This window comes from Lentzea sp. NPDC003310 (genome assembly GCF_040610935.1).
In the GTDB taxonomy this organism is placed as follows: domain Bacteria; phylum Actinomycetota; class Actinomycetes; order Mycobacteriales; family Pseudonocardiaceae; genus Lentzea.
This window is the reverse complement of record NZ_JBEXNC010000023.1, coordinates 109,840-134,738: the sequence shown is the minus strand read 5'-3', so window position 1 is coordinate 134,738 and position 24,899 is coordinate 109,840. Positions and strand designations below refer to the sequence as shown.

25 protein-coding genes are annotated in these 24,899 nt (G+C 71.8%); 19 read left to right on the top strand and 6 right to left on the bottom strand.

The genetic code is table 11. The annotated features are described in order from the left end of the window. The first annotated feature begins 20 nt into the window (after positions 1–20). Positions 21–1,109 (top strand): winged helix DNA-binding domain-containing protein, encoded by a 1,089-nt coding sequence (locus ABZX02_RS37955; RefSeq protein WP_355305932.1) that lies wholly within the window; start codon positions 21–23, stop codon positions 1,107–1,109. Here the strand turns inward: ABZX02_RS37955 and ABZX02_RS37950 are convergent. Next, entirely contained in the window at positions 1,087–2,433 is a 1,347-nt protein-coding gene (locus ABZX02_RS37950) for a molybdopterin-binding protein (RefSeq protein WP_355305930.1), read from the bottom strand. The genes ABZX02_RS37955 and ABZX02_RS37950 overlap by 23 nt on opposite strands. Before the next feature lie 62 nt (positions 2,434–2,495). Here ABZX02_RS37950 and ABZX02_RS37945 point away from each other — a divergent pair, with 62 nt between their 5' ends. From ABZX02_RS37945 to fdhD, 3 genes are read left to right on the top strand one after another with little or no spacing between them, the layout of a single operon-like run. After that, entirely contained in the window at positions 2,496–3,737 is a 1,242-nt protein-coding gene (locus ABZX02_RS37945; RefSeq protein WP_355305929.1) for an MFS transporter, read from the top strand. Further along, a complete protein-coding gene (locus tag ABZX02_RS37940) occupies positions 3,734–4,273 on the top strand; it encodes a hypothetical protein (protein WP_355305927.1) in 540 nt (179 codons plus the stop codon). The genes ABZX02_RS37945 and ABZX02_RS37940 overlap by 4 nt, the downstream gene beginning before the upstream one ends. Then, on the top strand, positions 4,167–4,967 hold the full coding sequence (fdhD, locus tag ABZX02_RS37935; RefSeq protein WP_355305925.1) for a formate dehydrogenase accessory sulfurtransferase FdhD: 801 nt from the start codon (positions 4,167–4,169) through the stop codon (positions 4,965–4,967). The genes ABZX02_RS37940 and fdhD overlap by 107 nt, the downstream gene beginning before the upstream one ends. Here fdhD and ABZX02_RS37930 read toward each other — a convergent pair. Beyond that, positions 4,964–5,437 (bottom strand): NUDIX domain-containing protein, encoded by a 474-nt coding sequence (locus ABZX02_RS37930; RefSeq protein WP_355305924.1) that lies wholly within the window; start codon positions 5,435–5,437, stop codon positions 4,964–4,966. The two genes, fdhD and ABZX02_RS37930, sit on opposite strands and share 4 nt — an antisense overlap. A gap of 89 nt (positions 5,438–5,526) precedes the next feature. Between ABZX02_RS37930 and ABZX02_RS37925 the strand changes: the two genes are divergently transcribed. From ABZX02_RS37925 to ABZX02_RS37915, 3 genes are read left to right on the top strand one after another with little or no spacing between them, the layout of a single operon-like run. After that, positions 5,527–6,396, top strand: a complete 870-nt coding sequence (locus ABZX02_RS37925; RefSeq protein ID WP_355305922.1) for an ATP-binding cassette domain-containing protein — start codon at positions 5,527–5,529, stop codon at positions 6,394–6,396. Between the two features lies 1 nt (position 6,397). Further along, positions 6,398–7,465: an ABC transporter permease gene (locus tag ABZX02_RS37920; protein WP_355305920.1), complete on the top strand. Its 1,068-nt coding sequence runs from the start codon at positions 6,398–6,400 to the stop codon at positions 7,463–7,465. Between the two features lie 5 nt (positions 7,466–7,470). After that, complete coding sequence (locus tag ABZX02_RS37915) at positions 7,471–8,382, top strand: Gfo/Idh/MocA family oxidoreductase (RefSeq protein WP_355305918.1); 912 nt, start codon at positions 7,471–7,473, stop codon at positions 8,380–8,382. Positions 8,383–8,425: 43 nt separating this feature from the next. Here the strand turns inward: ABZX02_RS37915 and ABZX02_RS37910 are convergent, their stop codons facing one another. Continuing rightward, positions 8,426–9,265: an alpha/beta hydrolase gene (locus tag ABZX02_RS37910; RefSeq protein ID WP_355305916.1), complete on the bottom strand. Its 840-nt coding sequence runs from the start codon at positions 9,263–9,265 to the stop codon at positions 8,426–8,428. 110 nt (positions 9,266–9,375) lie between these two features. On the opposite strand from ABZX02_RS37910, the gene ABZX02_RS37905 reads away from it, so the two are divergent. Then, entirely contained in the window at positions 9,376–10,095 is a 720-nt protein-coding gene (locus ABZX02_RS37905) for an SDR family oxidoreductase (RefSeq protein WP_355305914.1), read from the top strand. Here ABZX02_RS37905 and ABZX02_RS37900 read toward each other — a convergent pair. After that, positions 10,058–10,657 (bottom strand): DedA family protein, encoded by a 600-nt coding sequence (locus ABZX02_RS37900; protein ID WP_355305912.1) that lies wholly within the window; start codon positions 10,655–10,657, stop codon positions 10,058–10,060. The genes ABZX02_RS37905 and ABZX02_RS37900 overlap by 38 nt on opposite strands. An 88-nt stretch (positions 10,658–10,745) precedes the next feature. On the opposite strand from ABZX02_RS37900, the gene ABZX02_RS37895 reads away from it, so the two are divergent. The 8 genes from ABZX02_RS37895 to ABZX02_RS37860 all read left to right on the top strand — a co-directional run bounded on the left by ABZX02_RS37895 (position 10,746) and on the right by ABZX02_RS37860 (position 17,450). Next, positions 10,746–12,857: a helix-turn-helix domain-containing protein gene (locus ABZX02_RS37895; RefSeq protein ID WP_355305910.1), complete on the top strand. Its 2,112-nt coding sequence runs from the start codon at positions 10,746–10,748 to the stop codon at positions 12,855–12,857. 95 nt (positions 12,858–12,952) lie between these two features. Next, positions 12,953–14,035, top strand: a complete 1,083-nt coding sequence (locus ABZX02_RS37890; RefSeq protein WP_355305908.1) for a hypothetical protein — start codon at positions 12,953–12,955, stop codon at positions 14,033–14,035. Next, positions 14,032–14,334 carry a hypothetical protein gene (locus tag ABZX02_RS37885; protein ID WP_355305906.1) on the top strand — a complete coding sequence of 101 codons (303 nt, stop codon included), beginning with the start codon at positions 14,032–14,034 and terminating at the stop codon, positions 14,332–14,334. The genes ABZX02_RS37890 and ABZX02_RS37885 overlap by 4 nt, the downstream gene beginning before the upstream one ends. Further along, a complete protein-coding gene (locus ABZX02_RS37880; RefSeq protein WP_355305904.1) occupies positions 14,331–14,948 on the top strand; it encodes an ESX secretion-associated protein EspG in 618 nt (205 codons plus the stop codon). The genes ABZX02_RS37885 and ABZX02_RS37880 overlap by 4 nt, the downstream gene beginning before the upstream one ends. A 15-nt stretch (positions 14,949–14,963) precedes the next feature. After that, positions 14,964–15,308 (top strand): YbaB/EbfC family nucleoid-associated protein, encoded by a 345-nt coding sequence (locus ABZX02_RS37875; RefSeq protein WP_355305902.1) that lies wholly within the window; start codon positions 14,964–14,966, stop codon positions 15,306–15,308. Beyond that, positions 15,305–15,604: a type VII secretion target gene (locus ABZX02_RS37870; RefSeq protein WP_355305901.1), complete on the top strand. Its 300-nt coding sequence runs from the start codon at positions 15,305–15,307 to the stop codon at positions 15,602–15,604. The genes ABZX02_RS37875 and ABZX02_RS37870 overlap by 4 nt, the downstream gene beginning before the upstream one ends. Continuing rightward, on the top strand, positions 15,601–16,392 hold the full coding sequence (locus ABZX02_RS37865; RefSeq protein WP_355305899.1) for a hypothetical protein: 792 nt from the start codon (positions 15,601–15,603) through the stop codon (positions 16,390–16,392). Before ABZX02_RS37870 ends, ABZX02_RS37865 begins: the two co-directional genes overlap by 4 nt. Then, complete coding sequence (locus tag ABZX02_RS37860; protein ID WP_355305897.1) at positions 16,389–17,450, top strand: serine hydrolase domain-containing protein; 1,062 nt, start codon at positions 16,389–16,391, stop codon at positions 17,448–17,450. The genes ABZX02_RS37865 and ABZX02_RS37860 overlap by 4 nt, the downstream gene beginning before the upstream one ends. On the opposite strand, the gene sucD is transcribed toward ABZX02_RS37860, so the two are convergent. After that, positions 17,447–18,325, bottom strand: coding sequence for a succinate--CoA ligase subunit alpha (sucD, locus tag ABZX02_RS37855; RefSeq protein WP_355305895.1), 879 nt, complete (start codon positions 18,323–18,325; stop codon positions 17,447–17,449). The two genes, ABZX02_RS37860 and sucD, sit on opposite strands and share 4 nt — an antisense overlap. After that, positions 18,325–19,425 carry an ADP-forming succinate--CoA ligase subunit beta gene (sucC, locus tag ABZX02_RS37850; RefSeq protein ID WP_355305893.1) on the bottom strand — a complete coding sequence of 367 codons (1,101 nt, stop codon included), beginning with the start codon at positions 19,423–19,425 and terminating at the stop codon, positions 18,325–18,327. Before sucC ends, sucD begins: the two co-directional genes overlap by 1 nt. Before the next feature lie 125 nt (positions 19,426–19,550). On the opposite strand from sucC, the gene ABZX02_RS37845 reads away from it, so the two are divergent. The 3 genes from ABZX02_RS37845 (at position 19,551) to ABZX02_RS37835 (ending at position 24,786) form a co-directional block, all read left to right on the top strand. Continuing rightward, positions 19,551–21,248 (top strand): thiamine pyrophosphate-binding protein, encoded by a 1,698-nt coding sequence (locus tag ABZX02_RS37845; RefSeq protein ID WP_355305891.1) that lies wholly within the window; start codon positions 19,551–19,553, stop codon positions 21,246–21,248. 11 nt (positions 21,249–21,259) lie between these two features. Further along, positions 21,260–22,489 carry a formyl-CoA transferase gene (frc, locus tag ABZX02_RS37840; protein WP_355305889.1) on the top strand — a complete coding sequence of 410 codons (1,230 nt, stop codon included), beginning with the start codon at positions 21,260–21,262 and terminating at the stop codon, positions 22,487–22,489. A 149-nt stretch (positions 22,490–22,638) separates the two neighbouring features. Then, positions 22,639–24,786 carry an acetate--CoA ligase family protein gene (locus ABZX02_RS37835; RefSeq protein WP_355305887.1) on the top strand — a complete coding sequence of 716 codons (2,148 nt, stop codon included), beginning with the start codon at positions 22,639–22,641 and terminating at the stop codon, positions 24,784–24,786. The last annotated feature ends 113 nt before the right edge of the window (positions 24,787–24,899 follow it).

Genomic DNA, 24,899 nt, shown 5'->3' with positions numbered 1-24,899 from the left:
CGGTCGCCGAGACTGTCCCGATGGACATCGCGGCGCTGCGCCTCGGCAACATCGGGCGGCTCGGGTCGGCGGAGGACGTCGTCCGCTCACTCGGCGCCGTGCAGGGCCAGGACTACGGCCAGTCGTTGTGGGCGATCGGCCTGCGCACGGCCGGCGCCCGCATCGCCGACGTCGAGGACGCGTTGCGGTCCGGCCGGATCGTGCGCACCTGGCTGATGCGCGGCACGATCCACTACGTCCCGGCCGAGGACGTGCGGTGGATGCTGGGCTTGTTCGGCGCCCGCGACCTCGCCCGGCTCACCCCCAAGGCGTGGGCGTACCACCACATGACGCCCGAGCTGATGTCGTTGGCGCGCAAGACGTTCGTCGAGGCGCTGACCGGCGTCGGCTGCCTCACCCGGCGCGAGATGATCGACCTGATGGCGGGCGTCGGCATCCCGGACGACCGGCAGCAGAGCTACTTCACGTTCATCCACCTCGCCCAGGAGGGCCTGGTCGTCCCGGGGCCGCCGCGCGGCAAGGAGCAGACGTTCGTGCTGCTCGACGAGTGGGCGCCCGAGCAGCGCGCGCTGGAGGGCGACGAGGCGATGGCCGTGCTGGCGTCGCGCTACTTCGGCAGCCACGGCCCGGCGACGCTCGCGGACTTCGCGAACTGGTGCGGCATCGGCGTGCGCGAGGCCTCCCGCGGCCTCGACGCGGTGAAGTCGTCGCTGGTGTGCGAGACCTTCGACGGCAAGGAGTACTGGCTGCCGCCGGACCTCACGCCGGGCTCCGGCGCGCTCGTGCTGCCCGCCTACGACGAACTGCTGATCGGCTACAAGGACCGCAGCGCGTTCTTCACCCGCTACGACGAGATCCCGATCTCCACGTACAACGGCATGTTCCACGCGACGATCGTCGAGGACGGCCAGGTCGCCGGGCTGTGGCGGCGCGTGCTGAAGAAGACCTCGGTGGACGTGGAGCTGCGGCCGTTGCCGGGCTTCGACGTCGACCGGCTGGCCGAGCACGTGGCGCGGTTCTCCGACTTCCTCGGCCTGCCGGTGCGCACGGTCGTGAAGGACGCGCCGGAGACGGGGTCGTCGAAGGTCAGCTGGCGCTCCCGGAAGTGAGCACCTCCACCTCGCCGCCGCGGTGACGGGGCGGCACGACCGCGAGCGCGTCGGCGAGCGCCGCGCCCCACAGCGACCCCGGCCGGTCGTGCCCCACCGGCACGGCCAGCCCGCCGGACCGGGTGACCGGCACCAGGCGCGTGTCACGGGGATGAGCGTTCACATCGCCCAGCCACGCGGTGACCGGCGGACGGGCGGTGTGGCCGCCGAGGGCGTCGAGCAGCGGCTGGAGCAGGGTCAGGACGGCGGCGTGCGCGGCGAACGGGTTGCCGGGCAGGCCGACGACGCAGCGGCCGTCGGGGAGGACGGCGAGCAGCATCGGGTGGCCGGGGCGGCAGGCGACGCCGCTGACCAGGACCTCGGCGCCGAGGTCGCGCAGGACGCGGCGCAGGTGGTCGGCGGGACCGACCGAGGTGGCGCCGCAGGTGACGAGGACGTCGGGCTGGGCGGTGGCGGGGGAGCGAGGGGTGCCGGGCTGGGCGGTGGCGAGGGGGAACGGGGCGCTGGGCTGGGTGGTGGCGGGGGAGCGAGGCGTGCCGGGCTGGACGGTGGCCGGGGAGCGAGGGGTGCCGGGCTGGACGGTGGCGAGGGGGAATGCGGCGCCGGGCTGGGCGGTGGCGAGGGGGTGCGGGGTGTCGAGCTGGTCCGGAACGCCCACCAGCGCCCAGGCCAGCGCCTCCGGGTCGTCGCGCAGGTAGGTGGTGCCGACCAGGTCCGCGCCGCGCAGCAGACCGGGCAGCATCGGCCCGATCGCGTCCCGCACCCGGCCGGGCCGCGGCCGCCCCGAGCGGAGCAGCTCATCCCCGGTCACGATCACGGCGACGCTCGGGCGGCGGTGGACCAGGAGCGTGTCGTGGCCCGCGCCGGCGGCCAGGCCCAGGACGGCCGGGGTGGCAGGGGACCCGGCCGGGACGAGTTCGTCGCCCGCCGACCAGTCCTCGCCTTGACGGCGGAGGTGCTTGCCCGGCACCGAGTCCGCCACCAGCAGGGTTCCGGCGAGCGAGCAACGCTCGACCGGCACGACGGCGTCCGACCCCTCGGGCACCGGCGCCCCCGTCGCCACCCCGAACGCCTCCCCGGCCCGCAGTCTCAGGCCCGGCACCGGGTCTCCGGCCGCCACCTTTCCCACCACGGTCCAGGGACCGGGTCCCGCCACCGCGTACCCGTCCATCGCCGACGTGGGGCACGCCGGTTGGTCGGTCAGCGCGCGCAGACCCGACGCGAGCGCGAGACCCAGGGCGTCGGGCAGGGGGAGGGCGATCTCGTCCAACGGCTTCGCGGCCTCGCGGGCCGTCTGGCGGGCGAGCGTCCAGGGCATGTTCATCAGGGCTCCCGTGGTATAGCCTACCGGATACTGTATGCAATCCTCGGGACGGGGTGAAGGGCATGTCGGTCGCGACTTACGTACGTGATCACGTCGGCAGGCTCTACCGGGTGGGGGAGACCGACGTCGAGGCGTCGGGGCGTTCGCGTCGCACGGTGCTGTGGGCCGCTTGGGCGGCGATGCTCGCGGCCGGCATCGGGCAGTACGGGTTCGGGGCGCTGATCCCTCAGTTGCAGGACCGGTGGAGTGTGCCGGAGTTGTTCTGGGCCTTGGCGTTGTGGACGGTGTGCCAGGCGGGCACGGCGTTCCCGGCGGCCTGGCTGAGAGACCAGCGGCGGCTCACGTCCACGGGCGCGATGTGGATCGGGGCCGTGCTCTGCGGCGCCGGGCTCGTCACCCTGGGCCGGGACCAGCTGGTCGGGTACGCGATCCTCGGCGGCATCGGCGCGGGTCTCGTCTACGCGACGTGTCTCGGCACGGTCGTGCGCTGGTACCCGGAACGGGTCACGCGCAAGGTCGCGTTCGTCAGCGGGGCGTTCGCGTACGGGTCGGTGCCTTTCGTGCTGGCCGCGGGCTTCTTCTTCGGCGGCGGCTTCCTCGTGCAGGCCGGGGTCGCGATCACGGTCGTCGTCGCGGTGGCGGGCGCGCTGATGAAGGACCCGCCCGAGCACTGGTGGCCGCCGCACATCCCTCCCCGCGAGTGGGCGCTCGACCGCGCCCGCGTGCCGAACCGGTCCGCTCTCAAGGAGTTCCGCACGCACGAGGCGATGCGGTGCGGCACGTTCTGGTGGCTGTACGGCGGGGTCGCGTTCGCGGCGGCGGTGTCGCTCTACGACCTGGCGTACCTGCCGTTGTTCGTCGGCGACCGGGTGCTCGGGGTCGTCGCGCTGGCCACGCTGGCGGCGGCGACCGGCACCGGACGCGTGCTGGTCGGGTGGATCAGCGACCGGGTCGGGCGGCGCCGGGCGCTGGTCTGGACGCTCGCGACGGGCGGGCTGGCGCAGTTCGTGCTGCTGTACTCCCAGAACGTCGCGGGACTGCTGGTCGGCGCGACCCTCGCGGGCCTCGGCACCGGCTGCTGCTACTCGCTGCTCGTCGGCGTGACGCGGGAGTACTTCGGCGAGACGCACGGCGCGCGGAACTTCGGCGTCCTCTACACGGCCAAGGCCGCCGGCGCGCTGATCGCCGCGGTCGTCCTCGCCTCACAGGGTCCGACCTTCGCGTTCGTCGCGGCCGGCGCGCTCGGGCTGGCGGGCGCGGTGCTCACGGCGCACCTGTCGCAGCCGGGAAGGCCGCGCCTGTGAGCCGCGTGCCCCGGCTCGACCGGGGCTGGCACCAGACGCCGGCGGACGGCTGCTGCCTGATGGAGCTGACGTCCGTGCTCGCCGGCGAGGTGTGGTCGGACCGGCCCGCCTGCGTGCACCCGGTGCTGGCGTGCGTGGCGCGGTGCGTCAACGACCAGTCCACAGAGGAGGGACGGCGGCGGCTGCTCCCGTTCGCCACCAGGGTGATCGGGACGGAGAACGCACCGGGGGAGAGGCTGATCGCGCACTGCGCGCGCAGGGCCGGGATCGTCGCGCCGCGGTGGTGGCCGCGCGGGTGGGTCGTGGTGAAGGCGGTCAGGGCGATGTCCGGGGACGACGTGTTGCGGCGGCTGCTCGACGAGTGCGTCGCCCTCTGCAGGGAGGCAAGTCTTGGGACGAGTGACGAGCAGGCGCCGCGTGGTGCGGCTGGTGGACGACTCGGCCACCGCGCGGCCGGACACGCTGGCGGTCGAGGAACCGCTGGAGATCCGCGTGCGGGGCAAGTCCCTCGCCGTCACCATGCGCACACCGGGTGACGACTTCGACCTGGCGGCGGGGTTCCTGGTCAGCGAGGGCGTGGTGCGCGCGCCGTCGGACGTCGTGTCGATCCGCTACTGCGCGGGCGCCACGGCCGACGGCAGCAACACCTACAACGTGCTCGACGTCGGCCTGGCCGAGGGCGTCGCGCCACCCGACCCGTCGATCGAGCGCAACTTCTACACCACCTCGTCGTGCGGACTGTGCGGCAAGGCGAGCCTCGACGCCGTCCGCACGGTCGCGACCTGGCAGGTGGCGGACGACCCGATCCGGCTCGACCCGAAGCAGGTCACCGCGTTCCCGACGAAACTCCGTGCCGCGCAACGGGTCTTCGACCGCACCGGCGGACTGCACGCGGCCGGCCTGTTCGACGCGCAGGGCGCGCTGTTGTGCCTGCGCGAGGACGTCGGCCGGCACAACGCGGTCGACAAGGTCGTCGGCTGGGCCACCCGCGACGGCCGCCTGCCGCTGACGAGCACCGTGCTGATGGTGAGCGGGCGGGCGTCGTTCGAGCTGGTGCAGAAGGCGGTGATGGCCGGGATCCCCGTGCTCACCGCCGTGTCCGCGCCGTCGTCGCTCGCCGCCGACCTCGCCGAGGAGATGGGCGTGACGCTGGTCGGGTTCCTGCGCGGGAGCTCGATGAACGTCTACACCGGCGGCCACCGGCTGGGGGTGACCGCCGGAGCGCGTTAGTGGATGACCAGGCCGCCGACCGGGACCGCGGCGACATGCCCGGTCGGCGGCCTTCCCGCCGCCAGCGCCAGACCGACGTCCACCAGCGCGGCCCGCCGCAGTCCGGCGACATCGGCCATGGGTGTCCACAGAGGATCGACCGTGGCGCCGTTGGGCTCCGGCCTCGGCTCGCCGGTGATCCGCACCGAGTAGAAGATCCCGATGTTCTGGTGGTCGCCCTTCTCCGGCATGTGGCGCTCGGCCGCGGGGATGAACCGGGAGTCCACACCCAGCAGCTGGTCGACCTCCGCGACGCACCCGGTCTCCTCGGCCACTTCGCGCACCACCGCGTCGACCGGGTCCTCGCCGTGCTCGACGGCGCCGCCGGGCAATGACCAGTGACCGTCGTCGAACGCCGAGGTGCAGCGGACGAGCAGCACGTGGTCGTTCTCGATCGCCACGGCGTAGGCGCCGAGCCGGAAGGTCGTCATGCGGGCACGTTAGCCCGGAAGGGGTCCTCCGCGAGGATGATGCCGCGCGGCGGACGCGATCTTGATCGTCACGAAATACCGTTCTCCCCATGTTGACTGTCAGGGGGATCAGCCGGAGCTTCGGCGATCACAAGGTGCTGGACGAGGTGAGCTTCGACGTCCGGCCCGGCCGGATGACGGGCTTCCTGGGCGCCAACGGGTCGGGCAAGACGACCACGATGCGCATCGTGCTGGGGGTGCTCGCCGCGCACGGGGGGTCGGTGAGCTGGAACGGGCAGGAGCTCACCGGCCAGAGCCGGCCGGGCTTCGGCTACATGCCGGAGGAGCGCGGCCTCTACCCGAAGATGAAGGTGCGCGAGCAGATCACGTGGCTCGCGCGGTTGCACGGCGTCGACCGCGAGACCGCGCAGCGCAACACCGACGAGCTGCTGGAGGACCTGGAGCTCACCGGCCGCGCGGGTGACCGCCTGGAGGCGTTGTCGCTCGGCAACCAGCAGCGCGTGCAGATCGCGGCCGCGCTGGTGCACGACCCGGACGTGCTGATCCTCGACGAGCCGTTCTCCGGTCTCGACCCGATCGCCGTCGAGACCGTGCTGGACGTGCTGCGCAAGCGCGCCGCGAACGGTGTGCCGGTGCTGTTCTCGAGCCACCAGCTCGCGATCGTGGAACGGCTCTGCGACGACGTCGTGATCATCTCGAAGGGACGGATCGCGGCGAGCGGGTCGCGCGAGGAGCTGCGCGCCCGGCACGCGGGCGAGCGCTACGAGATCGTCGTCGCGGAGGACGCGGGCTGGGTCCGCGACGTGCCCGGCGTGTCGATCCTCGAGCTCGACGGGCCGCGCGCGGTGTTCGAGGCGGCACCCCAGCAGGTGCTGAAGGCGGCGCTGGACCGCGGTGAGGTCCGGTCGTTCACGCCCGTCGTGCCCACGCTGGACGAGATCTTCAAGGAAGTGATCTGACATGGCCCGCGCGTCCTTCAGCCAGGCGACGTGGCTCGTCGCCGAACGCGAGATGAAGACCCTGGTCGGCACCAAGGGCTTCTGGATCGGCTTCCTCTTCACGGTCGCCGCGCTGTTCGCGCTCACGATCCTGCCGACGGTGTTCGGCGGCGACGACCCCAAGGTCGCCGTGGTCGGCTCGGCGTCGCAGGCGGTGCAGGGCAAGGCGCTCGACGTCCGCGAGGTCGGCAGCGTGCAGGAGGCCGCCGACCTCGTCCGCGAGGACGAGGTCGAGGCCGCGATCGTGCCGGACGGCGCCGGGGTCAAGGTCCTCGCGCTCAACAGCCCGCCGAACAGCGTGATCAGCGAGCTGGTCGAGGCACCGCCGGTGGAGCTGCTGGCGCAGTCGGCGGTGACCTCCGGGCAGCGGTCCGTCACGGTCATCGTGTTCGGCCTGGTGTTCCTGATGTTCGGCATGGGCGGCGCGGCCATCGCGCAGAGCACCGTGACCGAGAAGCAGACGCGGATCGTGGAGATCCTCGTGTCGACCGTGCCGGTGCGGGCGCTGCTCGCCGGCAAGATCCTCGGCCACACCATCCTCACGCTCGGCCAGGTCGTGGTGCTGGCGCTCGCGGCGCCGATCGCGTTGCGCGTCGCCGGACTCGGTGAGCTGCTGGGGGTGGTGGCGCCCGCGCTGGGCTGGTTCGTCCCGTTCCTGATGCTCGGGTTCGTGCTGATCTCGTCGATGTGGGCGGTCGCGGGCGCGCTGGTCAGCCGCCAGGAGGACCTCGGCTCGACGATGGGCCTCGTCATGATCGCGGTGATGGGCCCGTACTTCGGGGTGCAGTTCTTCTACGAGAACCCCGTGGTGCTCAAGTGGATGTCGTTCGTGCCGTTCACGGCCGGCGTCGCGATGCCGGTGCGGCTCTTCGCCGAGCAGGCGGCGGCGTGGGAGGCGGTGCTCTCGCTCGGCATCCTCGCGGCCACGGTCGTGGTGATCCTGCTCGTGGCGTCGCGGCTCTACACCGGCTCGCTGCTGCAGACCGGTGCGCGGGTGAAGCTCTCGAAGGCCTGGGCACCGGCAGAATAGAGCGCATGATCGCTGATCCGATTCGCCTCGCCGTCGTCGGCCTGGGAGCCATGGGCACCCGGATGCTGACGGCGGCGCGGCAGCATCCCGGCTACACCGTGGTCGCGGGCGTCGACGTCGCACCCCGCGCGCTCGACGTCCCGGTCTTCTCCTCACTGGACGACGTGCTGTCCGATGTGGACGCGGTGTACGTCTCGACGCCACCCGCGTCCCACGCCGAGCTCGTGCTGAAGGCCTTCGCGGCCGGCAAGGCGGTGTTCTGCGAGAAGCCGCTGGCCGTCGACCTGGCCGAGGCCCGCGCGCTGGCCGAGGCCGCGGCCGGCCGTCCGAACGCCGTCAACTTCGCGCTGTCGGACATGGCCGCGACGCTCGAGATCGAACGGCGGCTGCCCTCGATCGGCGAGCTGCGCGGCGTGGAGGTCCGGCTGCAGTTCCCGCGCTGGCCCAGGGCGTTCCAGGCGGACGCGACCTGGCTCTCGCGCGCCGAGCAGGGCGGGTTCGTCCGCGAGGTGCTGTCGCACTTCGTCTACCTGACCGACCGGCTGCTCGGGCCGCTCACCGTCGAGTCGGTGTCGGCGGACTTCCCGGAGCCCGGTGCGGCGGAGGTCGCGGCACGCGGTGTGCTGCGGGGCGGTGACGTGCCGGTGCACGTGTCGGCGTTCTCCGGGCTGGCCGGGCCGGAGGTCTACGAGTGGACGGTCTGGGGCACCGAGCGGTCGCTGCGCCTGGACCAGTGGGCGTTGCTGTCCACTTCGGACGGCGGACCGTGGGAGCGGGTGGAGCTCGAGCAGACCGGGTCGGACTACTCGCGGCTCACGTCGTTCGCGCGGGCGGTGCGCGGCGAGCACCCGCGTGACCTCGCGGACTTCGCCGCCGGGCAGCGGGTCGTCGAGGTGGTCGAGGCCTTCCTGCGCTGACGGCGGTGGCTCGCGTCCACCGGACGCGAGCCACCGGCGTTCGTCAGCCGAGCACCTCGCGCAGCTTGGCCGCGAACTCCTCGGGCTTGCCCGCGTACCCGAACTCGCCACCCATGAACCCGCCGTGGTGGCTGGGGAACACGACGGCCTCCTGGCCGAGCAACCGCGCGGTGTGGATCGCCGTGCGCGCGGTGAACGCGTCACCGGTCTCCTCGCCGACGGCGAGCACGACGCGCGTGGGCGCGGCCGCGAGCTTCTGCACCTGCGGGTAGTAGTCGGTGATCGCGAGCGAGTGCGTCCCGAGCAACGGGTCGTCGCGCGTGCCGTCGTCCTCCGCCGGCATGCCGAACTGGGCGGGGTCGGGCAGCGGCAACGCGAAGTACTCGTCGGTGTACTCGCCCTGCCACGAGCTCATCTGGATGAACGCCGCCATGCCCGCGCCCTGGCCCTTGGCCTGGTAGGCGTTCATGAACGCGTCACGGGCCCGGCGCGCGGCGGCCGCGTCCGGCAGCACGTCGATGATCGGCGGCTCGTGCGCGACGAGCGTGGTCACGTCGTCCGGGTACGCGGCGACCAGTTCGAGAGCCGTGACGGCGCCGCCGCTCGACGCGAACAGGTCGACCGGACCGCCGACCTCCTGGATCACCGCGTGCACGTCGGCCGCCTGGATCTCCGGCGTGTTGTCGGTGCGACCGTCCGACCGGGTGCTGCGGCCGATGCCGCGCGGGTCGTACGTGATCACCTTGCGGTCCGGGAACTGCGCGCGCAACGCGGTGAAGCCGCTCGCGTCCATCGGCTGGCCGATCATCATCAACGGGCGGCCCTCGCCGCTCACGTCGTAGGTGATGACCGCTCTGTCCGTGTCGAGAGTGCGGGTTTCCATGTGATCTTCTCCCCAGTGGAGTCGGTCTGAGCAGCGTAGTCACAGACGTGAACCGTCGTGGGCTGACAGGCCGATCGACCTGCGGGTATTCCGCTGCTATCAAAGGTCGCATGACACGCACAGCAGTGGTGACCGGCGGCGGCACGGGCATCGGCAAGGCGGTGGCGGCCCGGCTCGTGGAGCAGGGCCTCGACGTGGTGGTGACGGGACGGCGGGAGGACGTGCTCAAGGCGGCGGCCGACGAGATCGGCGCGCGGGCGGTCGTGTTCGACGCGGCCGACCCCGGCGCGGTGGAGGCGGCGCTGAACGACCTGCCGTCCGTCGTGGACGTCCTGGTGAACAACGCGGGCGGCAACATGACCCGGCGCCTGCCCGCGCCGCAGAACCTGACCGACGTGAAGAACCTGTGGCTCGCGAACTACGAGTCGAACGTGATCAGCGCCGTCCTCGTGACGACCGCGCTGGAACCCCGGCTCGCGGACAACGCGCGGGTGGTGACGCTCGGTTCGATCGCGGGCCGGCGCGGCTCGGGGGCCTACGGCGCGGCCAAGTCCGCGGTCGAGGCGTGGACGGCGGACCTCGCGTTCGCGCTGGGAGGCAGGGGGATCACGGTCAACGTGGTGTCGCCGGGCGTCACCGAGGACACCGAGTTCTTCGGGGGCACGCTGAGCGAGGAACGGCGCAAGAAGCTCGTCGGCGCCCCGGCGAACGGCCGCGCGGGCACCCCGGCGGACGTCGCCGCGGCGATCACGTTCCTGACCTCGCCGGAGGCCGGGCACATCACCGCCCAGGTCATCGGCGTGAACGGCGGAGCCGGCCTCGGACGCTGAGTCCGACGACGGCGAGCAGCACGACCACGAGCGCGATCCAGGAGAAGTCCTTGAGGTAGCGCTCGGCGGCCTCTCCGACGAAGTAGACCGCCGCGGTCGTGCCCCCGGCCCACGCAACGCCGCCCGCTGCGTTGGCCAGCAGGAACTTCCCGTAGTGCATGCCCATCGTGGCGGCGAGCGGTCCGGACAGGATCCGCAGCAACGCCACGAACCGGCCGAAGAAGACCGCCCAGGCGCCGTGCCTGCGGAACAGCGCCTGGGCGCGGTCGACCTTGTCCGCGCTGAAGTGCCGGGGGAACTTCTCGCCCGCCCAGCCGAAGATCCGCGACCCGAACCGCTTGCCCAGCGCGTACCCGGCGCTGTCGCCGAGGATCGCGCCCGCCGAGGCGGCGACGCCGACCCACAGCGGGGAGACGCCGTCGTGGTGCGACGCCATCAGCGCCGCCGCGACCAGCACGACCTCGCCCGGCAGCGGGACGCCCGTGCTCTCGATCCCCACCACCAGGCCCACGACGACGTAGACCAGCAGCGGGGGAACGGTCTCGAGCCACTCGCTCAGCACAGCCGCGATCTTCCTCCAACCGGATGGGATCGGCCACGAGACACGGCCGTCTCGGTAGTGTGCTGATCACCGGGACGAGGGGGCGGTTGTGGGGAGCCGGTTCGGCTTACTGCTGCGTCAGTGGCGGCAGCGGGCGGGATTGAGCCAGGAGGCGCTCGCGAGTCGTGCGGCCGTGGGCATTCGCACGGTCCGTGGGCTGGAAACGGGCGAACGGACCGATCCGCGCATCGGCACCGTGCGCGCGTTGGCCGACGCACTGGAGCTCACGGGCGCTGAACGCACGGAGCTGTTCTCCGCCGCTGGGCGAGATGAACCCGTGGCGGTTCATGAGCCCGTGCGGTTCGACCCGTTGCACGAGGCCGTCGAGACCTTGAAGGTCGCGGTCGAGGCCCGGTGGCGGCGCGAGGAGGAGCAGCGGCAGGTGCACGACCCCGTGCCGTTGCCGGTGCGGTGGGACGAGGCGCCGCCGACGTGGATGGACAGCCCGCGCAACGTCCGTCCGTCCGCCGCTCTGGACGGACGGCTGGACCAGGTCGTCGAGGTCTACCGCCGGGTCGGCTCGCGGCGGCTGGTCGTGCTGGGCAGGGCCGGCTCCGGCAAGACCGTGCTGACCACGCGGTTCGTCCTGGACCTGCTGGGGGCCGCGGTCCCGTCCGACCCGGTGCCGGTGATCTTCCAGCTCGGTGCGTGGCACCCGTCGCGGGTGGGGCTGCGGGACTTCCTCGCCGACCAGCTGACGCGCGACCACCCGTTCCTCGCGGCCGCCGGTCCGGGCGGCGGGACGCTGGCGGCGGCGCTGGTCGATTCCCAGCGCGTGCTGCCCGTGCTGGACGGGTTCGACGAGATCGCGGCGGGGCTGCACCGACCCGCGCTCAACGCGCTGAACAGCACCACCCTGCCGTTGCTGCTCACGAGCCGGGTGGACGAGTACCGCGACGCGGTCGAGGGCACCGACGTGCTGACGTCCGCGGCCGCGGTGGTGCTGTGCGACCTGACCGTCGACGACCTCGCCGACTACCTGCCCCGCACGACCCGCAAGACCGGACCGGGCGGCAACGCCTGGAAGCCCGTGCTGGACGAGGTGCGGCGCGGCGGCCCGCTCGCCGAGGTGCTGACGACGCCGTTGATGGTGGCGTTGGCCCGGCGGATCTACAGCGACACCCCGGACCACGACCCGTTGGCGCTGCTGGACCTGCACGAGGCCGCCGACCTGGAGGAACACCTGCTCGGCAGCTTCATCCCGGCGGTGTACGGGGTGGATGCCGACCGGGTGCGGCCGTGGCTGGGCAATCTCGCCGACCACCTGACGCGGCTCGGCACGCACGACGTGGCGTGGTGGCGGTTCGGCTCGTCGTCGGCGGTGACGGGCCTGGGCGTCGGGGTGGCGGTCGGCGTCGCGGACCTCGTGCTGGAGTCGGCGCTGGTGGGTTCCCTCGGGGTCCGGGGGCTGCTGTTCGCGGTGATGATCGGGCTGGTCACGGGCGTGCTGTTCGGGGTGGCGCACCGGTTCGTGGTGGTGCGGACGCCGATCGAGCCCGTGCGGACCCGGCTGCGGCTGCGCGGTCACCTCGGCAGGCGGGTGTGGGCGCGCGGCCTGCTCGGGCTCGGGTTCGGCGGGGCGGTCGGCGCCGCGTACGGGCTTGTGCGCGCGATGGCGTACTGGCTGGTCACGCCGGGGTTCGACCTGACGGCCGGGGTGCTGGTCGACATCGGGGTGTTCGGCCTGGTGTTCGGCGTCGGCGCGGGCCTCGTGTTCGTCGTGGCCGCCGCGCTGGAGGCACCGCTCGACGTGCGCTCGGCCGGCAGCCCGTCCGGCCTGCTGGCGGCGAACCGCCGGGCGGTGCTCGGTCTGGTCGCGGTGATGGTGCCGGCGTTCGCGGCGTTCGTCGCGGGCGCCACCGGCATCGTCGCGAGCGGCCTGACGGCGCTGCGGTTCGAGGTGGTGTGGAGCCCGACGACGGCCCTGGCGCTCGGTCTGGTCGGCGGCGTCGGCGGAGGGCTGGCGTACGTGCTGAGCCTGACCGCCTGGGGCCAGTGGGTGGTGTTCGCGCGCGTCTGGCTGCCGCTCACCGGCAAGCTGCCGTGGCGCCTGCCCGCGTTCCTGGACGACGCCTACCGCCGCGGCGTGCTGCGCCGCGCGGGCGCGGTCTACCAGTTCCGGCACGCGCGCCTGCAGGACCACCTGACGCGTTCCCGCTGATCAGACCGACCGGCCACATGTGGCCGGTCGTCTGGCCTGGTCCCTCGTTTGGCCCGGTGTGATCGTTCACCGGGACCGACGAAGGGGGTTCGAGGGTGTCGCCTGGTGAGATCAACTGGGAGGCGTACAGCCACGAAGAGCTGCACCGGATGCTGTGGCAGGACGCCGACGTGGCGGACGTGAGCACGGTCGCGCAGGAGTGGACTCGTCACCGGGCCGCGCTGGACGCGCACGCCGAGGTGCTCCGCGACCAGCGGGCCGCGCTGCTCGACGGGTGGACCGGGGCCGCGGCGGAGGAGGCCGCCGCGCGACTCGGTGCGCTCGCGGAGCGGATCGGGAAGATCAGCGAGCTCGCGGCGGCGGGACAGAGGGCCGCGCAGGACTCGGCGGACGCGCTGGCGGCGGCGCGTGCAGCGATGCCGCCGCCACCGGGGACGACGTTGCCGGCGTTCGCGGGGGTGCCTGCGCCGGGGATGCCGACGTCGTTCGCGCCGCAGAGCGCGCTGGGAGCACTCACCGCGTCGGGTGCGCCGGCGCCGTTCGCGCTCCCGACCGCGCCCGCCTCCTTCGCACCGGGCTCGTTCTCGCCCGGCTCGTTCACGCTGCCCAGCGCGCCGACCGTGCCCGCCGGCGCCACCTCCGGCTTCTACCTCTACTTCGGCGCCGCCTCCGCCGACCAGCAGAAGGCCCAGGCGGTGCGCGCCATGCAGACCTACGAGTCCAGCCTCAACGGCAGCGGCCGCCTGATCGACGACGCCCGCGGCACCGTCCCGCAGGCCGCCCCGTCCCCGCGCACCGCACCCGCGGCCCAGGTCAAGACCCCGAGCTCGGGCGGCGTCCCGTGGCAGCAGCTGGTCGGCTCCGCCCCACGCGGCTCCGCCCCACGCGCCGCAGCCGCGGTTCCGGCGACCCCTGCCGTCCAGCCGGTGAGCCAGCAGGTCACGCCGGGAACGCGGGCCGGGGTGGTGCTCGGCCCGCACGGCGCCATCACGGCGACCGGCGTGTCGGTCGCCGAGACCCGCGCACAGGCCCAGAACAACGCCCTGGGCGCGCCCGCCGCCGGAGCCGCGCGCAAGGACGAGGACCAGCGGCACGAGAACCAGATGCCGACGCTCGACCACGACCTGTTCGCGGTCACCGAGCGGGTGTCGCCGGCCGTGATCGGGGAGGAAGCGTGAACGGCTACGAGGTCGCGCCCGAGCGGTTGCAGGACCGGGTGCGGACGTTGACGAGGCTGGCCGAGCTGACCGCCGACCTGGTGGCGACGGCGAGCCGGCTCGCGGAGCGGCAGCCGCTGCTCGGGACGGCGCCGCCCGCCCGGGACCTGTCGGGCCGGCTGCGCGACGCCGGGTCCGGGCTCGCCGCCGAGGTGGGGGCCGCGGAACGCGAGGTGCGCGAGTTCCGGCAGGTGCTCGCCGCGATCGAGACCGGCTACACCGAGACGGACGCCGACCAGGCGCGGAAGGCGGACCGGTGATCTCATTCGACCTGGTGGAGATGGACCTGCTCGCCACGCACGCCGGGGTGCGCTGGCCGTTTCCGCTGCGGGTGCCGTCGTTCGGCAGGCACGCGGACGAACGCGCCGACCTGCTCGCCGAGGCCGGGCACGGGTTGCAGGCGCGCGGACTCGCGGCTCCGCACGGGCCGACCGGCATGGCGGCGGCACTGGTCACGGCGCTGCACGAGCACACCGCCGTGGTCGACCTCGTCGTGCCCGGAGCGGGGGCGGTCGCGCTGGTGCACGGCGCCGAGGCCGTCGTGTGCACGCAGGTGGAGAGCACGGTCCGGGTCGCGCACGTCGGCGCGGAGGAGTTCGGCGACGAGCTCGCGGCGGTGGTGCCGCACGCCGCGCCCGCGCAGCTCATGCCCATCACCCTGCCGCCCGGCGCCGGGCTCGACCTGGAGGTCACCGGGCAGGGGCAGGCGGGCGTGGTCCGGGGCGGGCAGCGTCGCGAGGTGTCCTGGTTGGACAGTGCGGGCGGACGGGTCAGGGTCGACGTCGGTGAAGACGGCTGGGTGAGCGTCAACCCGCTGCGGCACCACGACCTCGTTCGCGCCATCGGAGAGCTCGCCGCGGTCGCGCGAGCCTAGAAGAGGGGGAGAGAAGTGGATCCAGCACAGTGGCTGGCGGACTACCAGGAACGACTGGAACGGGTCGCGTACAACGCGCGGGCCGCGAGCGCGAGCCTGGCCGAGGTGGGGGCGAAGGCGACCTCGCCGCGCGGCGAGGTGACCGTGACGGTCAACGCGGGCGGCGTGCTCGGCGACGTCGCGCTCACGCCCACCGCGCGCAAGCTCGACGTCGACACCCTCGCGGTGTTGATCGTCAGCACCGCGCGGGAGGCGCAACGGCTCGCGAGCGCGCGGATGACCGAGGTCATGGCCGACTACCTCGGCGAGAGCGACGCGCTGCACCAGATCACCGCGAACCTGCCGGAGGCCGTGCGATGAGCTTCACCGCCGACCACGAGCAGTTGCGCCGGCACGCGAAGACGCTGACCGGGTACGCCGACCAGCTGTCCGAGACCGGCACCAGGCTGCCGTCCGGGCCCGGCCAGGGCTCGCTCGGCTCGTTCGCGCAGTTCCTGAGCTCCGGCCTGAGCGGCCCGATGGGCGAGACCACGGGCGCGTTCGCACAGATCGCGTCCACAATGGACAAAGTGGGCGAGGGGATGCGGCAGACCGCCGAGACCTACCAGCGCACCGACGAGCGCAACGCCGCGGACCTCGCGGGGGTGGACCGGTGACCGCCACCGACGCCGGCACGATCGCCGCGCTGCTGAACGAGCTCCGCACCACCACGAGCGCCATCTCCGGCGACGAGTGGCTGTCGTCGGACCTCAAGCAGACGCCGAAGGCCCCGCTGAGCGAGCTGGGCTCGAACGGGAAACCGTTGCAGGCGCTGGACAGCGCGGGCGCCGGGTTCCTGACCCCGATGATCTCGTTCCTGGAAGAGCCGCTGGAGCAGCTCAAGGGCGACCCGGACGGCGTCCGGCGCGGCGCGGGGGAGTTCCAGGACGCGAGCAGGACGGCGACCACCCTGGCCGGCGAGTACGGCGAGAAGGCGGGCAGCGAGACCGACGGCTGGACCGGCGAGAGCGCGGCCGAGTACGCCAAGACCGGCAAGGAGCTCGTCGACGGCGTGCTTTCCGTCGCCGAGACCGCGCTGAGCAACGCCACCGCGCTGATCAAGGCGGGTGAGGTGGTCGCGCAGGTGGTCGCCGAGGTGACGCGGCTGATCACCGAGGCGGTCGGCAAGATCGTGCCGATCATGACCCAGGCGATCGCGTCGGCGGCCGTGACGTTCGGCCAGAGCATCGCCGTGGCGATCCCGCAGTGCGTGCAGATCGCCGTCGAGTGCGGCGGGCAGATCGCCGCGAAGCTCGGCGAGCTGCTGGCGAGCGGGGAGAACCTGATCAAACTGGTCGAGGGGGCGTCGGCCGTGCTGAAGATCGTGAAGCAGGCGATGTCGGTGATCGGGGACAAGGCCTCGGGCACGGCCGAGCTGCCGACCGCGCAGGAGGTGACCGCGTGAAGCGCCTCATCGCCGCCGTCTGCGCGTTCCTGCTCCTCGGCGCCGTCCCGGCACGGGCCGACGACGGTGTGCAGACGGTGCTCGACCGGTACCTGGCGCAGGCCGGACCGGGTGCCGCCGTGCACTCCGGGACGGGCACGCGGTCGACCGGCACCGCGAAGCTCCGCGAGCAGCGCGCGATCACCGCGGCCGACCACTTCCGGATCGGCAGCCAGACCAAGACGTTCACCGCCGTGGTCGTCCTGCAGCTCGTCGACGAGGGCCGCGCCGAGCTCGACGCGCCGGTCTCGCGGTACCTGCCCGGCGTCGTCACCGGCAACTACGACGGTGACGTGATCACCGTCCGCCAGCTGCTGCAGCACACCAGCGGGCTGGTCCGCGACGTCCGCGACGCCAAGGCCGGCCCGGACGGCACGTACGCGCTGGCCGAGCTCGTCCGCTCGGCGATGGACGAGCCCGCCCAGAACGCGCCGGGAGCCGCGCAGAACTACTCCAACGTCGGCTTCCTGGTGCTGGGCCTGCTCGTCGAACGCCTCACCGGCAAGCAGGCGGGCACGGCGATCGCGGAACGGGTCATCGCGCCGCTCGGCCTGACCGAGACGCGGTTCCCGGCGGCGGGGGACAGGGCGCTGAAGGCCCCGTTCCTGAACGGCTACCTGGGCGGCCGCCTCGGCCAGCTCTTCTTCTGGACCGAGGCGACCACCGCCGTCGAACTGTCGTTCTGGAGCACCGCCGGCGCCATGGAGTCCACTGTGGACGACCTGCAGCGGTTCTACCGGGCGTTGCTGGGCGGACGGCTCGTCTCACCCGCCGCGCTGGCCGAGATGAAGCGCACGTTCGGCTCCGCCGACCTGTACGGCCTCGCGCTGCTGAAGATGCCGCTGTCGTGCGGCGTCACCGCGTGGGGTCACAACGGCGCGCTGACGACCGGGCACTACTCGCTCACCCTGGCCACCGACGACGGCCGGTTCGCGGCGGTCGTGACCAACACGAACTGGCAGGGGTCGGGCACACCGTCGGCCGTCGACGTGGCGGACAGGGCGATCTGCTCGGGCTAGCTCGTCAAGATCGCCCGCGCCAGGGCGGCGGTCTCGGACGGCGTCCTGCCGACCCTGATCCCCACCGCCTCCATGGCCTGCTTCTTGGCCTCCGCCGTGCCCGAGGACCCCGAGACGATGGCGCCCGCGTGGCCCATCGTCTTGCCCTCGGGCGCGGTGAACCCGGCGACGTAGCCGACCACGGGCTTGGACACGGTGTCCCGCACGAACTCCGCCGCCCGCTCCTCGGCGTCGCCGCCGATCTCGCCGATCATCACGATCAGCTCGGTCTCCGGGTCCGCCTCGAACGCCGCGATGGCGTCGATGTGCGTGGTGCCGACGATCGGGTCGCCGCCGATGCCGACGCACGTCGTGAAGCCGAAGTCCTTCAGCTCGTGCATCAGCTGGTACGTCAGGGTTCCCGACTTCGAGACCAGGCCGATCGACCCCGGCTTGGTGATGTCCGCCGGGATGATGCCCGCGTTGGACTTGCCGGGGCTGATGATGCCGGGGCAGTTCGGGCCGATGATCCTGGTGGAACGGCCCTGCGCGTGTGCCCAGAACCGTGCCGTGTCGTGGACCGGGACGCCCTCCGTGATCACCACGGCCAGGCCGATCTCGGCGTCGATCGCCTCGATCACCGCGTCACAGGTGAAGGCGGGCGGGACGAAGAGCACCGACACGGTCGCGCCGGTCTCCGCCATCGCCTGGGCGACCGTGCCGAACACCGGCAGCGTCACGTCGTCGAACGCGACGGACGTGCCCGCCTTGCGCGCGTTGACACCGCCGACGACCTGCGTGCCGGCCGCGAGCATGCGGCGGGTGTGCTTCGCACCCTCCGAGCCCGTCATGCCCTGCACGATCACGCGGCTGTGCTCGTCGAGGAAGATCGCCATCAGGACTCCTTGCCAGCGAGGGCGGCGGCACGGCCCGCCGCGTCGTCCATCGTGTGCGCCACGGTGATCAGCGGGTGTCGTGCCTCGTCGAGGATGCGGTGGCCCGCCTCGGCGTTGTTGCCGTCGAGCCGGACGACCAGGGGCTTGTCGGCGCGGTCGCCCAGCATCTCCAGGGCCTGCACGATTCCGTTGGCCACCGCGTCGCACGCGGTGATGCCGCCGAACACGTTCACGAACACGCTGCGGACCGACGGGTCCGAGAGGATGACGTCGAGACCGTCGGCCATCACCTGGGCCGAGGCGCCGCCGCCGATGTCGAGGAAGTTCGCCGGGGCGGCACCGGCGAGCGCTACGACGTCCAAAGTGGACATGACGAGGCCCGCGCCGTTGCCGATCACCCCGACGGTGCCGTCGAGCTTGACGTAGTTCAGCCCCTTCTCGGCGGCCCGCGCCTCCAGCGGGTCACCGTGCACGTCGTCCGCGCTCCGAGAGTGCCGGAACGACGCGTTGTCGTCCAGGGTCACTTTGCCGTCCAGCGCGACGATCCGGCCGTCCTTGGTGCGCGCCAACGGGTTCACCTCGACCAGGGTCGCGTCCTCGGACACGAAGACCTTCCACAGGGCGGAAGCCACCTCGTCGACCTGGGCGGCGATCTCCGGTGGGAACACGGCGGCCGCGTCGAAGGACGACGCCGGCATCCGGGTGATGGAGTCCGCCATCTCCTCGATCTCCATGCCACCGGTCGCCGACGCCATGCCGATGAACGTCCTGTTGGCACGGTCGAGCAGGAACGACAGGTAGTACTCCTCCGCGATCTCGCTCGCCTCGGTGACCAGGACCCTGTGCACGGTGTGGCCCTTGATGTCCATCCCGAGGATCGCGGTGGCGGCGGCGAAAGCTTCGTCGGGCGACGAAGCGAGCTTGATCCCGCCGGCCTTGCCGCGCCCGCCGGTCTTCACCTGAGCCTTCACGACGACGGTGCCGCCGAGCTGCCGGGCGGCCTCGCGCGCGGACTCAGGAGTGTCCGCCACGAAACCGCGCGGAACGGACACTCCGTACTGCTCGAAGAGGTCCCGCGCCTCGTGTTCGAAAAGATCCACCGTCTACGTCCTCTCGCCGAAAACTTGCGGCCATCTATGGACATCCGGTTGGTAGCGGAGTAACGATATGCCTACCTCATACGGTATGCAATCTACAGTCGAGCGCCAAGGGGAGCTGATCGCCGATGACGAGTTCCGCGGAGCCGGAGTCGATTCCTGAGTCCATCTCTGGTGGCCACCTGGTGGCGAAGGCACTCAAAGCCGAGGGCGTCGACACCATCTTCACGCTGTGCGGCGGGCACATCATCGACATCTACGACGGCTGCGTGGACGAGGGCATCGCCGTCGTGGACGTCCGGCACGAACAGGTCGCGGCGCACGCGGCCGACGGGTACGCCCGCATCACCGGCAAGCCCGGCTGCGCGGTCGTCACCGCGGGCCCGGGCACCACCGACGCCGTCACGGGCGTCGCGAACGCGTTCCGCGCGGAGAGCCCGATGCTGCTGATCGGCGGCCAGGGTGCGCTGAGCCAGCACAAGATGGGCTCGCTGCAGGACCTCCCGCACGTCGACATGATGACGCCGATCACCAAGTTCGCGGCGAACGTCCCGCACACCGCGCGCATCGCGGACATGGTGTCGATGGCGTTCCGCGAGGCCAACGCCGGCGCGCCCGGCCCGTCGTTCCTGGAGATCCCGCGCGACGTGCTGGACGCCAAGGTGCCCGTGTCGCAGGCACGAGTACCGGAGGCGGGCCACTACCGCGCCTCCACGCGCGCCCTCGGCGACCCGGCCGACATCGAGAAGCTCGCGGACCTGCTGGTGCACGCCCGCAAACCCGCGATCCTGCTGGGCAGCCAGGTGTGGACGACGCGGGCCACGGACTCCGCGGTCGAGCTCGTCCGCACCCTCAACATCCCCGCCTACATGAACGGCGCGGGCCGCGGCACGCTGCCGCCCGGCGACCCGCACCACTTCCAGCTCTCGCGCCGGTACGCGTTCGACAACGCCGACGTCATCGTCATCGTCGGCACCCCGTTCGACTTCCGGATGGGCTACGGGCGCAGGCTCTCCGCGAACGCGACGGTCGTCCAGATCGACCTCGACTACCGCACCGTCGGCAAGAACCGCGACGTCGACCTCGGCATCGTCGGCGACGCCGACCTCGTGCTGTCCGCGGTGTCGCAGGCCGCGTCCGGTCGTGAGGACAACGGCGCGATGGGCCGCAAGGTGTGGCTCGAGGAGCTGCAGGCGGTCGAGGAGAAGGCCCGGCAGAAGCGCCTGGAGCACCTGCGCTCCGAAGACATGCCGATCCACCCGTACCGGCTGGTGAGCGAGATCAACGACTTCCTCACCGAGGACTCCATCTACATCGGCGACGGCGGCGACGTCGTCACGTTCTCCGGCCAGGTCGTGCAGCCCAAGTCGCCCGGCCACTGGATGGACCCCGGTCCACTCGGGACGCTCGGCGTCGGCGTCCCGTTCGTGCTGGCCGCGAAGCTCGCGCGGCCGGACAAGGAGGTCGTGGCCCTCTTCGGCGACGGCGCGTTCTCCCTCACCGGCTGGGACTTCGAGACGCTGGTCCGCTACGACCTGCCGTTCGTCGGCATCGTCGGCAACAACTCGTCGATGAACCAGATCCGCTACGGCCAGGCGGCCAAGTACGGGCTGGAGCGCGAGCGCGTCGGCAACACGCTCGGCGACGTCAAGTACGACCAGTTCGCCAAGATGCTCGGCGGCTACGGCGAGGAGGTCCGCGACCCCAAGGACATCGGGCCGGCGCTGCGGCGCGCCCGCGAGTCCGGCAAGCCCTCGCTGATCAACGTGTGGATCGACCCCGACGTGTACGCGCCCGGAACCATGAACCAGACGATGTACAAGTAGGTGAGCCGGAGATGACCAAGGCCTTGGAGGGCGTCAAAGTCCTCGACATGACGCACGTGCAGTCCGGACCGTCGTCGACCCAGCTGCTCGCCTGGCTGGGCGCGGACGTCATCAAGCTGGAGACGCCCGGCAAGGGCGACATCACACGCGGCCAGCTGCGCGATCTGCCCGAAGTGGACAGTCTCTACTTCACGATGCTCAACTGCAACAAGCGGAGCATCACGCTCAACATGAAGTCTCCCGAGGGCAAGGAGGTCTTCGAGAAGCTCGTCGCCGACGTCGACGTCCTCGTCGAGAACTTCGGCCCCGGCGTCGTCGAGCGCTTCGGCTACCCGTGGGAGAAGCTGCACGAGCTCAACCCCCGCCTCGTCTACGCGTCGATCAAGGGCTTCGGCCCCGGCCGCTACGCCGACTTCAAGGCGTACGAGGTGATCGCACAGGCGATGGGCGGCTCGATGAGCACCACCGGGTTCGAGGACGGTCCGCCGCTCGCCACGGGCGCGCAGATCGGCGACTCGGGCACCGGCATCCACCTGGTGGCCGCGATCCTGGCCGCGCTGTACCAGAGGACCAACACGGGACGCGGCCAGCGCGTCCAGGTCGCGATGCAGGACGCCGTCCTGAACCTGTGCCGGGTGAAGCTGCGCGACCAGCAGCGGCTCGCCCACGGGCCGCTGGGGGAGTACCCGAACGAGCAGTTCGGAGACGAGGTGCCCCGCTCCGGCAACGCATCCGGTGGTGGCCAGCCCGGCTGGGCGGTGCGCTGCGCCCCCGGCGGCCCCAACGACTACATCTACGTGATCATCCAGCCCGTCGGCTGGGCCCCGCTGACCGAGCTGATCGGCAGGCCCGAGCTCGCCGACGACCCGGCCTGGGCCACGCCCGAGGTCCGGCTCTCCAAGCTGGACAAGGCGTTCGCGCTGATCGAGGAGTGGACGGAGAAGCACACCAAGTGGGAGGTGATGGACAAGCTCAACGCCCACAACATCCCGTGCGGACCCATCCTGTCCACCAAGGAGATCATCGAGGACGAGACGCTCGCGGAGCTCGGCACCGTGGTCGAGGTCGAGCACCCGGAGCGCGGCACGTTCAAGACGGTCGGCAACCCGCTCAAGCTCTCCGACTCTCAGGTGGAGGTGCAGCGGCCGCCGCTGCTCGGTGAGCACAACGACGAGGTGCTCGGAGCACTCGGCTACAGCGCGGACCGCCTCGCGGGACTGCGCGCCGCCGGCGTCATCTAGGCCCCGCACCGAAGTCTGCGACAGCCGTGCCCACCGGCGCGGCCGGACGACCCCGCACGACGCCATGCCGTCCGGCCGCACCTCGGGCACGACTCCCGTCGAACCCGGGCTCCGCTGCGGACCCTGATCACCTAGGGAGAATATTTCTCATGCCGGACAACGGCTACGACCGCGCCGCGGTCGAGAACGTACTCGCGAAGGTGCGGGCCGAGGGCCGATCCTCCCTCACCGCGCCGGAGGGCAAGCGGGTCTGCGACGCCTACGGGATCGCGACCCCGGCCGAGGCGCTGGCGAAGTCGTCGGAGGGCGCCGTCGCGTTCGCCGAGGAGATCGGCTACCCGGTCGTGCTCAAGATCGTCTCACCGGACATCCTGCACAAGACCGAGGCCGGCGGCGTGCTCGTGGGCCTGCGCAACGCCTCCGAGGTCGCCGAGGGCTACCGCACGATCATCCACAACGCGAAGAACTACAAGGCGGACGCCGACATCACCGGTGTCCAGGTCCAGCAGCAGCTGCCGACCGGCAACGACGTCCACGAGGTCATCGTGGGCGCCACCACCGACGAGACGTTCGGCAAGATCGTCGCGTTCGGGCTCGGCGGTGTGCTCGTCGAGGTGCTCAAGGACGTCACGTTCCGGCTGGCGCCCACCAGTTCCGAGGAAGCCCGCTCGATGGTCGACGGCATCGCGGCCGCCGAGATCCTCCGCGGCGTCCGCGGCGCCCAGGGCGTCGACGCCGGGAAGCTCGCCGACCTGATCCACCGCGTCTCGGACCTCGTCACCGACTTCCCGCAGCTCGCCGAGGTCGACCTCAACCCCGTGCTGGCGACGCCACAGGGCGCCACCGCGGTCGACGTGCGGATCCTGGTCGACGAGGACGCCGCCAAGGAGCCCACGAGGTTCACCCAGGACGAGATCCTCGCGTCGATGAACCGGATCATGAAGCCGTCCGCGATCGCCGTGATCGGTGCCTCGAACGAAGAGGGCAAGATCGGCAACTCGGTGATGAAGAACCTCGTCAACGGCGGCTACGGGGGCACGATCTACCCGATCAACCCCAAGGCGGACGAGATCCTCGACATCAAGGCGTTCGCGAGCATCGCCGACGTGCCGGGAGACGTCGACGTCGCGGTGTTCGCCATCCCGGCGAAGTTCGTGCCGGCCGCGCTGGAGGAGGTCGGCAAGAAGGGCGTCGGCGGCGCCATCATGATCCCGTCCGGCTTCGGCGAGACGGGCAACATCGAGCTGCAGAACGAGATCGTGGCGATCGCGCGCAAGCACGGCGTGCGCATCCTCGGCCCGAACATCTACGGCTACTACTACACGCCGGAGAACCTCTCAGCAACGTTCTGCACGCCGTACGACGTCAAGGGCGGGGTGGCCCTCACGTCGCAGAGCGGCGGGATCGGCATGGCGATCCTCGGGTTCAGCCGGTCCGCGGGCATGGGCGTCTCGTCCATCGTGGGGGTCGGCAACAAGGCCGACATCGACGAGGACGACCTGCTGACGTTCTTCGAGGCCGACCCGAACACCCAGCTCGTCGCCATGCACCTGGAGGACCTGAAGGACGGTCGTTCCTTCGCGGAGACGGCGAAACGGGTCTCGGTCAAGAAACCGGTCGTCGTGCTCAAGGCCGGACGCACCGACCAGGGCGCGAAGGCGGCGAGCTCGCACACCGGCGCGCTCGCCGGCAACGACCGCGTCTACGACGACATCCTCAGGCAGAGCGGCGTGATCCGCGCCCCCGGCCTGAACGACCTGCTGGAGTACGCGCGTGGCATCCCGCTGCTCGCGACGCCGAAGGGCGAGAACGTCGTCATCATCACCGGCGCCGGCGGTTCGGGAGTGCTGCTCTCGGACGCCTGCGTGGACAACGGGTTGACGCTCATGACCATCCCGGACGACCTGGACGCGGCGTTCCGGAAGTTCATCCCGCCCTTCGGCGCGGCGGGCAACCCGGTCGACATCACCGGCGGGGAACCGCCCTCGACGTACCGGAACACCATCGCGCTCGGTCTCGCGGACGAGCGCGTCCACTCGTTGATCCTGGGCTACTGGCACACCATCGTCACGCCACCGATGGTGTTCGCGGAGCTCGTGGTCGACGTCGTGGAGGAGTACCGGGCGAACGGCATCCACAAGCCCGTCGTCGCGTCCCTCGCGGGTGACGTGCAGGTAGAGGAAGCCAGCGAATTTCTCTACCGCCATGGGGTGGTTGCTTATCCGTACACAACGGAGAAGCCTGTCGCAGTACTGGGTGCGAAGTACCGGTGGGCCCGTGCCGCCGGTCTGCTGTGACTGAGTCGTGAGTGGTCGTTGGCCTCGGCGAGGCCAACGACCTTTTCGCGGCGTGCAAGGAGAGATGGCCCGTCCGCGACCGTGAACACGCCCACGGTCGCGAACCCGCCAGG